Source organism: Litoribacillus peritrichatus (genome assembly GCF_039537985.1).
GTDB lineage: Bacteria > Pseudomonadota > Gammaproteobacteria > Pseudomonadales > Litoribrevibacteraceae > Litoribacillus > Litoribacillus peritrichatus.
Window position 1 is genome coordinate 907,290 of the sequence record NZ_BAABBN010000004.1, and the last position, 14,215, is coordinate 921,504.

Genomic DNA, 14,215 nt, shown 5'->3' on the forward strand with positions numbered 1-14,215 from the left:
AGTAAGTGACGCTTACCGTTCATTCCGAAATTAAGCTGCAATTAGCCAATTTGAGTTGTGACTTCAATGTTGCCCCGCGTTGCATTTGAATATGGGCAAACCTGGTGGGCTTTCTCAATCAGGGCTTCAAGGGTATTTCTTGCAAGACCAGGAACATGGACGACCAGGCTTGCACTGATTGCAAAACCAACGCCTTGGGTGTTTTCTCCAATTCCGATCCCCGCTGTGACTGAAATATCTTCCGGCAGTTTCAATTTTTCTTGCATGGCCACGAATTTCATCGCCCCGATGAAACAAGCGGAATAGCCTGCTGCGAAAAGTTGCTCCGGGTTCGTGCCTTCCCCGCCAGTGCCGCCTAGCTCTTTAGGCGTACTTAACTTCACATTGAGCTTTTCATCGCTGGAAACAGAACGTCCGTCACGTCCACCGGTTGAAGTTGCTTGTGCTGTGTAAATCGCGTTCATAATGAATTCTCCATGGTTGATTGTATTTGCAATAAAAGTTATTGCAATAACTAACTAGGTAAATAAAAAGACCCGCTTTAGGTCTTGTTGTGATAAAAGTTATCGCGATAACTTTCTTAGGTCAAATTAATTTTTGAGTGGGATGAATAAAGTGCGATCAATTTCACGTTTACTTAAAAAGGACTTGGTGGCTTATTTTTGATTGTTTTGGTCTGTTATAACAAATTAGAAGGCTGTAAATAAGAAGTTTACGCCGCTCGTTCTGGCCTCAACCTCCCCAATATGCTACCTTTCGCGCCCTTTTGATTTTCTGTTGGTAGTTAACTTTCCAACATGAGCGGCGCAGGTTTTTTGCATGATTACAGGTTTTGATTTTGGTACGTCCAATTGTGCGATGGGGGTGGTTGAGCCTTCAGAGAATAATGCGGAAACAGTGACCTTGTTGCCGTTAGAAAACGGCAAGGCGTTTGTGCCGTCTACCTTGTATGCTTTGGAGCGAGAGTTGATTTGTGAGTCAGTGGGCTTGCAGATTACCAACCCATCCTTGAAAGAAGAGTACATCGGGTTGCGCAGTGGGCCGTTGGCGCAAGCACGCCGGGTTCGACTGGAAGAGGGCATTGAGCAGGACGAACAGAGTTTGTTTTTTGGTCATGCGGCGTTTGAACAGTACTTTTCGTTGCCGGAAGAAGGTTATTTTGTAAAATCGCCGAAATCCTTTTTGGGTTCAAGTGGATTAAGAGCCGAGTCCATTAACTTCTTTGAAGACATCGTCACGGCCATGATGCAGTCCATCAAGCAGCGTGCTGAGAAAAGCCTGGGCGAGAATATTAACCATACTGTGATTGGACGGCCTGTGAACTTTCAGGGTATTGATGCCGAGAAGAGTAATCAGCAAGCCATTGATATTCTAACCGTGTCGGCCAAGCGTGCTGGGTTTCAATCGGTGGAGTTTCTGTTTGAGCCGATCGCGGCAGGTTTGAATTTTGAGACCCGTTTAACCGAAGATAAAACCGTGTTGGTGGTGGATGTGGGTGGTGGTACCACCGATTGCGCCATGGTTCGAATGGGGCCAAGCCACCGAAACAATGTGGATCGAAAGGCCGATTTTCTGGGTCACAGCGGTGAACGAGTGGGCGGTAATGATTTGGACATCCAACTGGCGGGCAAGTGTTTAATGCCGCTGTTCGGTATGCAGTCCATCATGAAAAGTGGTCTGCCAGTGCCGACGCAACCATTTTGGAATGCGGTGACCACCAATAACGTGGGGGCGCAATCCAGCTTCAACAGTCAGCAAACCGGCTTCCAGCTGGAGCAATTGTTACTGGATGCCAGTCAACCTCATCTGATTCAGCGCTTCATCGATTTAAGAGATGAGAAACAAAACCACCATGTGGTTCGCAGTTCGGAGCAGTGTAAAATTGCTTTATCGAGTCTCGATCAAAGTTACGTGGATTTAAGCTACATTGAGGCCAATCTGGGCTGTGATGTGAGCCGTTCCGATTTTTCCGAAGCCATTAGCCGGCCTTTATCCCGGATGGTTGCTTTGATGGAAGACGCCGTCGCTCAAGCAGGCTGCCAGCCTGATTTGATTTATGTAACGGGTGGTTCTGCCCAATCGCCGGTCATTCGTAAAGCCATTGAGCAGAAGCTGGGTTCTATTGAGGTGGTGGATGGCGATCACTTCGGCAGTGTGGCAGCAGGATTGACCGTGTGGGCGCAACGAATATTCTCTTAACTCAGAGATCGATAGGAATTAGGCGTTGGGCTTATCGCCCGTGACGCCATTTGTCTGTGCGCTTCAGCAGTAAATAACTGAAGCTACTGTACAGTAACTTAACGGCCAATGCGCTGATGAAAATCATCATCGCCATGGCGGCAGCGGGTGCCGTATCGCCAGCGTCATCCATGTTCAATACAGCCACTGATGCCAGCATGGTATCTACGCCATATAAAAACACGACGGCTGAGACGGTGGTCATTGAGTTGACGAACAGATAGATTCCCACTTCTAAAATGGCAGGCACTGTCATCGGTAAGGTCACGCGGCCCATGGTGACATAGAAAGGGACTTTCAATGATTCAGAGACAGATTCAATTTCTCCCGGCAATTGTTTGAATGCGGTTACCATCGTCAGGTGACCAACGGTTAAGAAATGAATGACCGATGAGATGATTAGAATCAGAAAGGTACCGTAAATACTGTTCAGTGGGTTGTTGGGTGCGTTGAAGAAAAAGATGTAACTCAAGCCCAGCACCAAACCTGGAACGGCGGAGGGAATGACTGAAAGCATGTGAATGGCTTTACGTAACTTTGGCCAGGCGTCGATCTTTTGGCAGCCGTATGCGGATAAAAAGATGAACGCAGTGCCGATGACCATGGTGCCGGCGGACATGATTAATGAATTAGCGAAGGCGCCCCAGCCGCCACCGTCCATCATGTCGAATTGGTAGTTGTTCAGCGACAGGCTCAGGTCGTATGGCCAAAAGGTGACGAGCGACGAGTAACCAGCCATTAAAATTACCGCTAACATCACCATAGAAATCAGGCTGCAGTATACAAAACCGAACCCGTCGCGAAGTTTATCTTTTTGCGGTTTGAATACGATGGATTTACTGTCAAACATGGATTGCTGCTTACGTTGGACCCATTGATCGACCATGAAGGTGATCAGAGCAGGAACGAGCAGGACAATACTCACCACGGCTCCCATGGAAAAGTTTTGCTGACCTATGACTTGCTTATAAATGTCGGTAGCCAACACGTTGTATTGGCCTCCGATGACTTTAGCAATGCCGAAGTCGGTAACGACCAGCGTAAAGATGACCGCAGTGGCAGAGATCAAACCGTATTTGCAGCCAGGTAAGGTGACGGTGAAGAACGTTCGCCAAGGGTTTGCCCCCAGGACTTCGCTGGCTTCATACAGACGAGCGTCTTGTTGTTTTAATGACGTGGTCAGAATGATCAGTGCATGAGGGAACGCCCAAAATGAAATGGCGAATACGATGCCTGAAAGGCCATAAATACTTTCGAACGGCCACCATTCTTTCAATACCCCCTGATTGCCAAACCAGTAAATGAGGCTGATGGCGGAGAGCAAAGATGGGGTTAACAGCGGAATGTAAGCAATGCCTTTAAAAACGGATTTGCCCACCACTTGTGTTCGGGTCATGCACCAGGCGAAAGTGAAGGCGAGACTGATGATGATGACGGTGGCTACGGCCCCTAACACCAGTGTGTTGCCAATGGAGTGGGTCAGTGCCGGGTTGGTCAGGTAGTTAACAAAGTTCTGAAAACCGACCCAGTTTTTATCGCTGTCCTGAAGGCTGTGAATGAATAATGCGCCTAAGGGGAGTACCAAAGCACAAGCGAGGATGGAGATCAGGGTCAGTAACCACACTCTGCGAATCAGGTTTTCTTTATCCAGATTCAAGACGTTCAACCGGGATACAGGTTGATGTTGAAGGTTGGGCGAGATCTGTTGTGACATGTGTATTTACCGAAATGTTTGGGAATGATTCAAACGGTGTTTTTGTTCGTTGATTTGTTCGTTGATTTGTTCGTTGATTTGTTCGTTGATTTGTCCGCTGAGTTGCGGGATTGCGTTTGCTTGATTAGCGGTTCGGTGGCGCGCTGCTCATTATATTGAGATTCTTCTTCCTGTAACTGATAAACCAGCGGGTGTAATTCAAACCAGGCGATGTTGCCTGTGTGGAAATGGTTTAATTTGCAGTCGGCGGTGGCGATGTCTGCGAACAGCGGTTCAGTGGTTGCCTCGCTTTCCAGTGTTAAACGCGTGGTGGCGCCACGGTATTCGGTGGCAAGAATGATGCATTGATGGCGCTGTTCTGACGGCGAATTAAATAACTTGATCCACTCCGGTCGAACGACAATTGCGGGTTTGTTTTTGGTCAATGGCAGGTGGTTGATCGTTCCCACAAATTCAGCAACAAAATCGGTACTTGGGTGGGTGTAGATTTCATCCGGTGTTCCGATTTGTTCAATCTCGCCGTGATTCAGCACTGCGATGCGGTCCGAAATCGCCAGGGCCTCTTCTTGATCATGAGTCACCATAATGGTGGTGATGCCCGTCTTTTTTTGCAGGGCTTTTAATTCGGCGCGAAGATTGTGGCGCACTTTGGCATCCAAAGCGGAAAGCGGTTCATCGAGTAACAGCAGCTTCGGGTTAGGCGCTAGTGCCCGAGCTAAAGCTACCCGTTGCTGTTGGCCACCAGACAGCTGAGCCGGGAAGCGCTCAGCCATCCCGTTCAGCCCAACCAGTTCAATTAATTCGCTGACGCGTGCTTTGATCTGTTGCTTGGGTTTTTTCTGAGATTTAAGCGCATAACCCACATTTTCGGCCACCGTCAGGTTAGGAAACAGGGCGTAAGATTGAAACACAATGCCAAAATCACGTTGGCGCGCCGGTTTGTGACTGACTTCTTCACCCGCCAATAGGATGGTGCCGTCAGTGCAGTTTTCCAGGCCGGCAATGGTTCTTAACAGCGTGGTTTTGCCACAACCGGAAGGGCCTAAAAAGCTGACGAATTCGCCTTCTCGAATGGTCAGGTTGATGTCTTTCAGGGCATGAAACTGATCGTAATATTTATGGACGGATTTAAGTTCAACGCTGTTGGCTTGGGTCGTTGTATTGGTCATAAGATCCCTGAATGTTGTATGCGTGTTATACGAGTGTTTGGCGCTTGGATAATTAATTGTGTGACAGCCGGATGACGATTTGATGACAGCTTGCCCGCGCATTTTGTCATCTAACTGTGTGTTCATCCGGCCTCACGTTTCAGCAGATAGCTTTAAAGTAAAAAGCGAGTTAACTCTTTGGGTCAGACTTGCCGTCGTAGCGCTTTTGCCATTCTTCCAAAATCTGATCGCGGTTTTTCGCGGCCCACTCAAAGTCGTTGTTAATCATTTTGTCGGCAACGGCTGCCGGGAAATGCTTGACGGGTTTAGCAACGCCAGGGTAAGCAACAACGGCATAGCCTTGGTTGTATAATTTGTTGGCTTTTTCTGTGACAGACCAATCAACCAGTGTTTTAGCTGCGTCCATGTTGTCGGTTGTGTTTAGGATCGCAGTCGCTTCAATTTCCCAGCCAATGCCTTCAGTAGGGATGACTAACTCCAGCGGCGCTCCTTTTTCAATCAGTTTTGCTCCACGGTAAGCGAAAGAAATACCGATGGCGGTTTCACCGGAAGCAGCTAACTTACAGGGTTTAGAGCCAGAGTGTGTGTAACGGCTGATGTTGGTGTGCAGGTTGTCCATGTAGTCCCAACCTTTGTCTTCGCCAAACGTTTGTAACCAGCTGGATACGTCCAGGAAGCCCGTGCCGGATGAGTTTGGGTTTGGCATGATGACGTGGCCTTTGTACTCTGGCTTGGTCAGATCTTCCCAAGAAGTGGGCTTGCTCAGGTTATGCTTTTTGGCTTCTTCGGTGTTGAAGCAGATGGCGCCTACCCAAGCATCCATACCTACCCATGCCGGATTTTCGCTGTTGTCGCGGAATTTGGCATCGAGTTTTTCTACGTTTTCGGGTTTGTACGATTCCAGCATGCCTTCATTTTTCATTTTCAGTAGGCTGGTTCCGGCTAAGCCCCAAACGACGTCGGCATGAGGGTTCGCTTTTTCTGCAAGCAGTTTGGCGGTGATCGTCCCTGTTGAGTCACGTACCCAGTTGATCTTAATGTCCGGGTGATCCTGGCTGAAGGCGTCGCCGTATGCTTTTAGAAGGTCTGCTTCAAGGGCGGTGTAAACCGTCAATTCCGTTACTTTTTTATCTGATACACCCAGCTCGGCCGTGTCGTTCCCGCAACCTGCTAACAATAGGGTAGAACTGGCCACTGCGGCAGCACAGAGTGTTTTTAGTTGAGTGCTCATGCTCATAGTTTCTTCATCCTGATCGATTTTTGGTTATCTTCAAAGTAAATTCTGGGTAATTATAAAGTCCTGGTTTGTACCAGATGTGACTAAGCTAACAGGGAAATAAGACAGTTTTATGTCAATATTGTTAATCTGGTATAAACCAGATTAAAGAAGTGTAAAGTTATTTTCTAACAGCAGAGACCGAGCTCTGCGTCAGAAATTTGGACGCGTGTTTTTTAGTGGCATGGTTTAAAAAGATTGAATGATTGAACGTCTGATGGATTGTAAGAAAGAAGGCAGAAAAGATTCCGAGCCTAAGGGGTCAGGCTCGGTCTGATGGTACGGTTTTGAGTGGAATGGCTATTGGTGTTCGAACGATAACTTTAATTCCACTGCGTCGTGTCGCCAAAACTCCAGATCGTATTCCAGTACCTGATTTTCTTCTGTAAATCGGCAGCGGCGAATTTCAAGACAAGGGCTGCCGGGAGAAACGTGCAGTGAGCTTGCATCTTCTGCGTCGAGGGATGTGGGGTACATGGTCACGTCCGTGCGGGTGACGCCTTTTTGATAGTGTTCTTTGAATATCCCTGTGAGTGATTGGCTGAAGTCGTGTTTCAGTAAGCCAGGGCAAAGGTTGGCATCCACATAAATGTGTTCAAGCAGGATGGGGCGTTCATCGACACAACGCAAACGGCGAATGAGGTAGACTGGCGAACCTTCCGATAACCCCATGACCTGGGCGACTTCGCTGGGCGCTTCGCTGAGCTCTGTACTCAGTGGCGTGGTTGTTCCTGTTCTTTGTTGTTGCTTGATGATTTCGTTGAATGTCGCCGGGGATGTCGGGTCATACGTTAAACGCGTTGGTGAAACGAACCAGCCTCGGCGGTTTAGCCGGTAGATAATGCCTTCTTTTTCCAGTTGCAGTAATGCTTCGCGTGCTGTGATCCGGGATGCATCGAACTGGTCGCTGAGTTGCCGTTCTGAAGGCAACTTGTCTTGTACGGTTAGGGTGCCCACGTCGATTTGATTTTTTATATGGTCGACGATTGTTTTATACTGTGGTTGAGACATAAGGTTTCATTGTGAAATTAAAAAAGTAGCGCAGATGCGTTTGTAACTTCGATCCGCGCCGGTGCAAACCATAGCATTTTTACGAACTTCGTGCAGGAAGCCAGCGGTGATTTTTGGTTTACTTAATGCTGGTGTTCTTTGAACCACTCTTCTGCAATGGCAAAACTGGTGCTCATGCCCGTTCCTCCAAGACCGGTAATTAAGAACAGATTGTCTTGTGGTTGTTCCCAATACACGTGATCTGTTTTGGCTTTGCTGTAGATGCCAATCCACTGCTCTTTTAGCTCCCAGGATGGCAAGGTCATGACTTTTTGGGCGTACTCTAAAATGAGCTGATTGATTCGCTGGTTAATGAAGGGAGAGGGGGTGTTGCCATATTCATGGGAATCTCCGAGGGTAATTTCACCGGTTTGATGCTGGGCGGCTAACAGGTGGATGCCATATTGAATCAGCTCTGGGTGATCTTGTTCAACACGGTTTCTCACTGCCTGCAAACTTTTGACTTGATCGAAGGCGGGGTAGTGGAGCATGGATAAACCCGTCGACATCATAGGGCCAAAGGCCCAGTTTTGTGTTTGTTTTAAGGTTCGTACCATCTGCAGTTTACATACTGTTGGCGCTTGATCGGCTTCAAGGTCAAATAAAGAAGCAAATTGATGGCCGGGACAGCAGACGACTTGTCTTCCTTCAAACACACCCTTGTTGGTTACTACCTTGACGCCTTTGTCGTTGCTTTCAAAGTGTGAAACCAGGGTGTTGTATTGCAGTTGGCTGTTTTCAAAGCCATAAAGGTATTGGGTCAGTTGGGTTAATGCCTGTTGTGGGTTGATCAGTACATCCGTCTGACTAAAGAGTGCGCCTCTGAGTCCTTTTGGGTTTACACCGGGCGAGAGCACCTTTGCTTGTTCTGCATTGAGCAGTCGCGTTTGATAAGGCGGCAAGCTGATGTCTGTGTGGAATTCCTCCATGGCTGCCATTTCATCGTCGTGGTGGGCCACCATAAGCATGCCGCACTCATTGGCCCAGAACTTGGCTTTCTTGGCGTAATGCTTCCATACCTCTTTGCTTTTCATTGCCCGGTTAAGCGCTGATCCTTTTGGCATTCCTAAGGGAAGTACCATGCCGAAGTTGCGAATGGAGGCTTCATTCGGGCCTTCATTTTTTTCAATAATGAGTACTTTTTTTCCTGCTTCACAACCTTTAAGGGCGAACGCTAAACCCGCGATACCGCCACCCACAATGATTAAGTCAAACATAGTTTTATCCTGCTAAATAAAGAGATTTCAATAGTTGGTTACAATTATTGACTTTGGTATATACCAGATAATAATTTCTTTTTGTTGCAGTTTAATGAAACTTTACTGGTAGCTATTGACCTCTCTGGGTTGAAATCAATACTATGCAGAAAATTGGTATATACCAGATAATTGTGCTTTAAGGATGAACTTAGGAGTTCTTGTGAATCAGCTATCGGATAACCCTTACTTGTTACTTACCCCCGGACCGCTTTCCACCAGCCCGACGGTGCGTCAGGCAATGATGAAAGATTGGTGTACCTGGGATGATGAATATAATGCGTTGGTGCAAAGCATTCGCTCTCGTTTGGTTGATCTGGCGCTGCCAGAGCACCCGGAATGTTTTGATCAATATACGTCAGTATTAATGCAGGGCAGCGGTTCGGCCTCGGTGGAGTCGGTGATTGGTTCAGTGATTCCGACTGATGGAAAATTGTTGGTGTTAGCGAACGGTCATTATGGCCAACGCATTGGTCAGATGGCGGGGGTTTTAAATATAGACTCGTACGTTTGGGACTTTGGAGAATCAGGTGCGATTGATTTGCCGGAACTGGATGCATTTCTGGCCGTGCACCAAGAATTTACCCATGTGGCTGTGGTGCATTGTGAAACCACAACAGGCCGCTTGAACCCGCTAGAGCGCATTGCACCCATAGTGAAACGCCATCAGTGCGAGTTTATTGTGGATGCCATGTCCAGTTTTGGGGGGGTTCGTATAGATGTTGCCTCGCTCGGTATCGATTATCTGATCAGCAGCGCCAACAAGTGCATTCAGGGCGTCCCGGGCTTTGGTTTTATTATCGCGAATAAAACCAAGCTTGCAGCCTGTGAAGGGGTGGCGCGCTCCGTATCTTTGGATTTATTTGGCCAATGGCAAGGGATGGAACAAGGCAATGGCAAATGGCGTTTTACTTCCCCGACGCACACCGTGCGGGCCTTCGATCAGGCGTTGAGTGAATTAGCCCAAGAGGGCGGAGTAGCGGCCAGGCACCAGCGATATTCAAACAATCATTATGTGCTGGTGGAAGGCATGCGCGCATTAGGTTTTGAAACCTTACTTGAAGACGAAGCGCAGTCGCCATTTATTACTACGTTCTTTAATCCTTCCCACAGTGACTATGACTTTAAGCGCTTTTATACCCGTTTGAAGGAAGCCGGTTTTGTGATTTATCCGGGCAAAGTCTCAGACGCGGATTGTTTTCGCATTGGCAATATTGGTCATGTATTTCCTGAGGACATGGCGCGTTTGATTTCTGCCATTGAACAGAATTGTTATTGGAATGCGCCTTCGTCAGAGCAAAAACAGCTCGAACATAAACAGCTAGAAACGGCTTAACTTGCCTTTTTATTACTCACTTATTGATTACTTATTCATTGATTATTTGAAGAGAAACCTATGCATCAAGTTCACCCATTTCAATACAAACGAGTTTACTCCGGTTCAGTCAAAGCGGTTATCTGCGATTGGGCTGGCACTACGGTTGATTTTGGCTCCGTTGCGCCGATTCGAGCCTTTCAGGCGCTGTTTGAGTCTCACGGTGTTTCGGCTTCTGAAGCCGAAGCTCGGGAACCCATGGGCACAGAGAAGAGTGAACACATTCGCCGCATGTTAGCGATGCCTGCTATTCAGAAACAATGGCAGGCATCAAAGGGTAGGGCGTCAACAGAAGAGGATGTTCAGGCGCTGTACCATGAGTTTTTACCCATGCAAATTGAATCCATCCGAGCCAACAGCGCTTTAATTCCTGGTTGGTTGGTATCGGCTCAAACATTAAGAGAGCAGGGCATTAAATTGGGCGGGAATACCGGCTACAGCACTGAAATGTATCAGGCCTTGGCGGAAGTGGCCAGGGAATATGGGTACGTGGCAGATGCAAATGTGTGTGCAACCGAAGTGTCCAAAGGCAGACCTTACCCCTATATGTCTCAAGCGGTGATGGAAAAGTTGGAAGTGGCCGAAGCTCAGGCTTGCGTCAAAGTCGATGACACTGAAACCGGCATTGAAGAAGGTCTAAATGCGGGTATGTGGACAGTGGCTGTCGCCATCAGCGGCAATGCCAACGGTTTAACTCAACCGGAGTGGGATTCACTGAATGAAGGTCAGCAGCAAGTCATTCGTAAAAAGTCATATCAACGGATGGCAATGTCGGGTGCCCATTATGTGATTGACTCCGTTGCCGACTTACCTGAAGTGGTTGCGGATATTAACGAAAAACTGGCAAAGGGAATTCAGCCGTAACTGGCTGGTTCTTTTCGTAGGAAGCTCTTAATGAACACAAACCTGGAACCCAAAGAAAGGCAATATCAGGCAATCGCTGCGTTGTTTGAAGCCTATGGAGATGAACAATACGGTGAAGCAATTACTCAAAAAGAACATATGCTGCAATGTGCTTTTCTGGCCGACCAGGAAGGCGCCTCTGATGCACTTGTGATCGCGGCACTCCTGCACGATGTCGGCCATTTTATTGGCCCTCAGAACGCTGAATTGATTGCGACCGGCACACCTGGGGAAGACTTTCATCATGAAGTGTTGGGTGCGCGCTATTTAAAACAGTTTTTTGGGCCTGAAGTCACCACGCCCATACAATTGCATGTCGCTGCGAAACGGTATCTTTGCTCGGTGGACGAGGCCTACGAAGGTGCGCTGAGCGAGGCCTCGCAGCACAGTTTGAAGTTGCAGGGGGGCGCGATGACGGTAGAGCAGGTACAGAAATTCCAATCTTCCAGATATTTTAACGAGGCTCTGAAGGTTCGTTACTATGATGATCAGGGCAAAATAGTCGGATTAGACCTACCCGGCTTGTCGGCCTACAAAGAACGCATGATTGCCTTGATGTTAAACAAGGTGACTCCCGAACCCTCATGAGCTGGTTACCGTTTTTATTAGTTATCTTTTCTGCTTTTTGTCACGCGGGCTGGAACTTCATTGGCAAGAAATCCGTTCCTTATTTGTCGTTTTTTACGATGGTCAGTGTTTTTTCAGCGATACTCTTTGCGCCGTTAGCCATTGTGCATCATGAGGTGAGTCAGGAAATTCTGACTCACAACTTATTGTGGCTGGTGATCACCGGTTTTTTTCAGGCTTGGTATTTATTGGGTTTGAGCGGGGGGTATCGGAGTAATGATTTATCCGTCGTTTATCCTCTGGCCAGAGCTTTGCCTGTGGCGTTAGTGCCGATTGCGGTGAGTGTGTTGGATCGGGATCATTATCAATTTTGGCAATACCTGGGCTGTGCTCTGATTATTGCGGGATGCCTGGCAATACCTTTTAAAAGCAAGGCCGTCTTCATGCAATCGATAATGAGTAAGGGGGTGTTGTTTGCTGTGATTGCGGCATTGGCAACCACTGGTTATAGCTATGTTGATCAGCAGGTACTGACAAACTTAGCGAAGGCCATGCCTGAAACGCAGAGTTGGGTTCGTTCTTTGGTGTACATGTGCTGGCTGTCCTTGTCTTCAAGCGTTTTTGTCGGACTGTTTTCTCTCTGTGTTTCTGATACTCGATATCAATGGCGGATAACACTTTCTTCACAACTTAAAACCGCGTTGTTTACTGGTGCTGTGATGTCTTTGACCTATGGTCTGGTGTTAATTGCCATGAACTATGTTTCGCACGTGGGTTACGTTGTCGCATTAAGACAAGTCAGTATTCCGATTGGCGTGGCCATGGGGATTTTATGGTTGGGTGAGTCGTTCAGTCGTTACAAGCTGATGGGGTTGATCGCGATTATGGTCGGAATCATGTTGGTGATTGAGATGTAGAAGGAAAAGGCGAACCGAGATTTGGGTTCGCCTTTCAATCTTAAATATGGATCGTTCTGTTAGCTATTGGCGAATTTACGTTGATCAAAAGATTTTCTTTGATCGTGATTGAGCAGCATTTGGTCAATTTGTCTGTCTTTGTCTCGCCAAATCTTGGTGACCCACTGTTGTACTTCTGCTTTGAGCGCCGGGTCGGTTTGGTAATCACCTTGGCTGAAGTGTTGAGGAATCGGGAGATCATCGACACGAACCAGAATGTCATCAATGCGTCCGCACATCATATCCCAGAAGGTTGGGGTGTGATTGGGGTAAACAATGGTGACGTTACTTAATGACTTAAATTTATCGCCCAGTGCCTGAATGGTAAATGCAATACCGCCTGCTTTTGGCCGTAACAAGTGTTTATAAGGCGATTTTTGGTTCATGTGTTTTTCTGGAGTGAAACGAGTGCCCTCCATAAAGTTCATGACGCTGGTAGGGACATGAGAAAACTTCTCGCAGGCAACTTGAGTTTCTTTAATGTCCTCACCGGCTTTCTCAGGGTACTTTTCCAGATATGCTTTTGAGTACCGGCGCATGAACGGGAAGTCCAGAGCCCACCAGGCTTGTCCAACGATTGGTATATACGCCAGTTCTTTTTTGATGAAGAATTTTAACAAAGGGGTTTTGTACAGGTAGAGATGATACAAGACAAAGATATCCACCCAGCTTTGATGATTGGCTGTTATCAAATACCAATCGTCAGGGTTTAGGTTTTTTTGCCCTTCAATGTGCCATTTAGGTTGGTAAACCCAGTTAATCCACCAAAGAATGCCTTCAATCCAGGTGGTGGCGACCAACACAATCGAAGTATTAACCCAGCGTTTTAACCGAGCGGTGGGCATGACGCAACGAAGCAGCATACAACTGAATAGGAAGACGCTAAGTACCAAGGTATGAACGAGTAATGCAAGGGCGCTCACTAACCCAACAATTTGACCGACTTGTTTAGTCATAGTGGACTCTTAAGTGATTTTAAGACGCGTATTGTGAATACGCGCCATACTCTCATAATCAGATGAGAAAAGTAAAATATCTACTGACTATAGTGTAGATATCTTTTAGCTATGATGAGAAAACCGGATAAAACCTAAGCAAAATGTATGGGGTGTGGCTATTTAAATGAAGTGGTGTTATTTCTTCCACTTAGCCCAAGGGTCAACATTTGTTTCGTTGGATGTGTTGGATTCTTTGCGTGCATTTTCCCTTGGCTTATTGTCATCGCTGCGGGCATAAGCATTGTCTGAACGTTTGGAGTGGTTGTTGCTTCGCTTGTCGTTAAACTTTTTACCTGAATTAAATCGGCTTCCCCCGTTCTTTTTCCTTTCTGCGGCTTTCTTTTCGCGTTCTTCCTGCAAGCGTTCCGCATCTTCCAAGCTGAGTTCTGCTGGCGCTCCGGTTTTGTGGCTTTCCGGGACAATACGGTCTCTGGGCGGAATGCTGAATTGAGTGGAAGAGGGGTTCGGCAGGTTTTTATATTGATACATATAAAAGGCTTCTACTTTTTCACGTGCCCAATCGGTTTTCTTAAGAAATTTTAAACTGGACTCAATGCTCGGCTTGGTTTTAAAACAATTGATGTTTAAGTAAGCATTGAGAATTTCGAAGCCGTAGTGATCGACCATTTCTGTTAAAAGATCTTTCAGGCCTACGCCATGCAGAGGGTTGTTTGCGTAGTTGATTTGGTCGTTCATTGTGGTATCCGGTTTGA

The 14,215-nt window shown here is 47.2% G+C and carries 13 protein-coding genes; 5 read left to right on the top strand and 8 right to left on the bottom strand.

All coding sequences use genetic code 11. The features are described 5' to 3' along the window. Positions 1-41: 41 nt before the first annotated feature. The gene (locus tag ABD744_RS05355) at positions 42-464 is read right to left on the bottom strand and encodes an organic hydroperoxide resistance protein (protein ID WP_344796200.1); all 423 of its coding nucleotides are present in this window, start codon (positions 462-464) and stop codon (positions 42-44) included. A 355-nt stretch (positions 465-819) separates the two neighbouring features. Here ABD744_RS05355 and yegD point away from each other — a divergent pair, with 355 nt between their 5' ends. Further along, a complete protein-coding gene (yegD, locus tag ABD744_RS05360; RefSeq protein WP_344796202.1) occupies positions 820-2,199 on the top strand; it encodes a molecular chaperone in 1,380 nt (459 codons plus the stop codon). 31 nt (positions 2,200-2,230) lie between these two features. Here yegD and ABD744_RS05365 read toward each other — a convergent pair whose 3' ends face one another. The 5 genes from ABD744_RS05365 to ABD744_RS05385 form a co-directional block, all read right to left on the bottom strand. After that, positions 2,231-3,952 carry a putative 2-aminoethylphosphonate ABC transporter permease subunit gene (locus tag ABD744_RS05365; RefSeq protein WP_344796204.1) on the bottom strand — a complete coding sequence of 574 codons (1,722 nt, stop codon included), beginning with the start codon at positions 3,950-3,952 and terminating at the stop codon, positions 2,231-2,233. Positions 3,953-3,981: 29 nt separating this feature from the next. Then, a complete protein-coding gene (locus tag ABD744_RS05370; RefSeq protein WP_425562124.1) occupies positions 3,982-5,247 on the bottom strand; it encodes an ABC transporter ATP-binding protein in 1,266 nt (421 codons plus the stop codon). A gap of 43 nt (positions 5,248-5,290) precedes the next feature. After that, on the bottom strand, positions 5,291-6,352 hold the full coding sequence (locus ABD744_RS05375; protein WP_344796206.1) for a putative 2-aminoethylphosphonate ABC transporter substrate-binding protein: 1,062 nt from the start codon (positions 6,350-6,352) through the stop codon (positions 5,291-5,293). 345 nt (positions 6,353-6,697) lie between these two features. Next, positions 6,698-7,408: a UTRA domain-containing protein gene (locus ABD744_RS05380; RefSeq protein WP_344796208.1), complete on the bottom strand. Its 711-nt coding sequence runs from the start codon at positions 7,406-7,408 to the stop codon at positions 6,698-6,700. 122 nt (positions 7,409-7,530) lie between these two features. After that, positions 7,531-8,664 (bottom strand): TIGR03364 family FAD-dependent oxidoreductase, encoded by a 1,134-nt coding sequence (locus ABD744_RS05385; protein ID WP_344796210.1) that lies wholly within the window; start codon positions 8,662-8,664, stop codon positions 7,531-7,533. A gap of 202 nt (positions 8,665-8,866) precedes the next feature. On the opposite strand from ABD744_RS05385, the gene phnW reads away from it, so the two are divergent. From phnW to ABD744_RS05405, 4 genes are read left to right on the top strand one after another with little or no spacing between them, the layout of a single operon-like run. Next, positions 8,867-10,039, top strand: coding sequence for a 2-aminoethylphosphonate--pyruvate transaminase (gene phnW / locus ABD744_RS05390; RefSeq protein WP_344796212.1), 1,173 nt, complete (start codon positions 8,867-8,869; stop codon positions 10,037-10,039). 60 nt (positions 10,040-10,099) lie between these two features. Beyond that, positions 10,100-10,942, top strand: coding sequence for a phosphonoacetaldehyde hydrolase (phnX, locus tag ABD744_RS05395; RefSeq protein ID WP_344796214.1), 843 nt, complete (start codon positions 10,100-10,102; stop codon positions 10,940-10,942). Positions 10,943-10,972: 30 nt separating this feature from the next. Then, positions 10,973-11,569 carry an HD domain-containing protein gene (locus ABD744_RS05400; RefSeq protein ID WP_344796216.1) on the top strand — a complete coding sequence of 199 codons (597 nt, stop codon included), beginning with the start codon at positions 10,973-10,975 and terminating at the stop codon, positions 11,567-11,569. Further along, positions 11,566-12,465: an EamA family transporter gene (locus tag ABD744_RS05405; protein ID WP_344796218.1), complete on the top strand. Its 900-nt coding sequence runs from the start codon at positions 11,566-11,568 to the stop codon at positions 12,463-12,465. Before ABD744_RS05400 ends, ABD744_RS05405 begins: the two co-directional genes overlap by 4 nt. A 59-nt stretch (positions 12,466-12,524) precedes the next feature. Here the strand turns inward: ABD744_RS05405 and ABD744_RS05410 are convergent, their stop codons facing one another. Together ABD744_RS05410 and ABD744_RS05415 are read right to left on the bottom strand one after the other, a co-directional pair. After that, positions 12,525-13,460 (bottom strand): 1-acylglycerol-3-phosphate O-acyltransferase, YihG family, encoded by a 936-nt coding sequence (locus tag ABD744_RS05410; protein ID WP_344796220.1) that lies wholly within the window; start codon positions 13,458-13,460, stop codon positions 12,525-12,527. Between the two features lie 177 nt (positions 13,461-13,637). After that, positions 13,638-14,198: a VF530 family protein gene (locus ABD744_RS05415; protein ID WP_344796222.1), complete on the bottom strand. Its 561-nt coding sequence runs from the start codon at positions 14,196-14,198 to the stop codon at positions 13,638-13,640. Positions 14,199-14,215 lie beyond the last annotated feature (17 nt).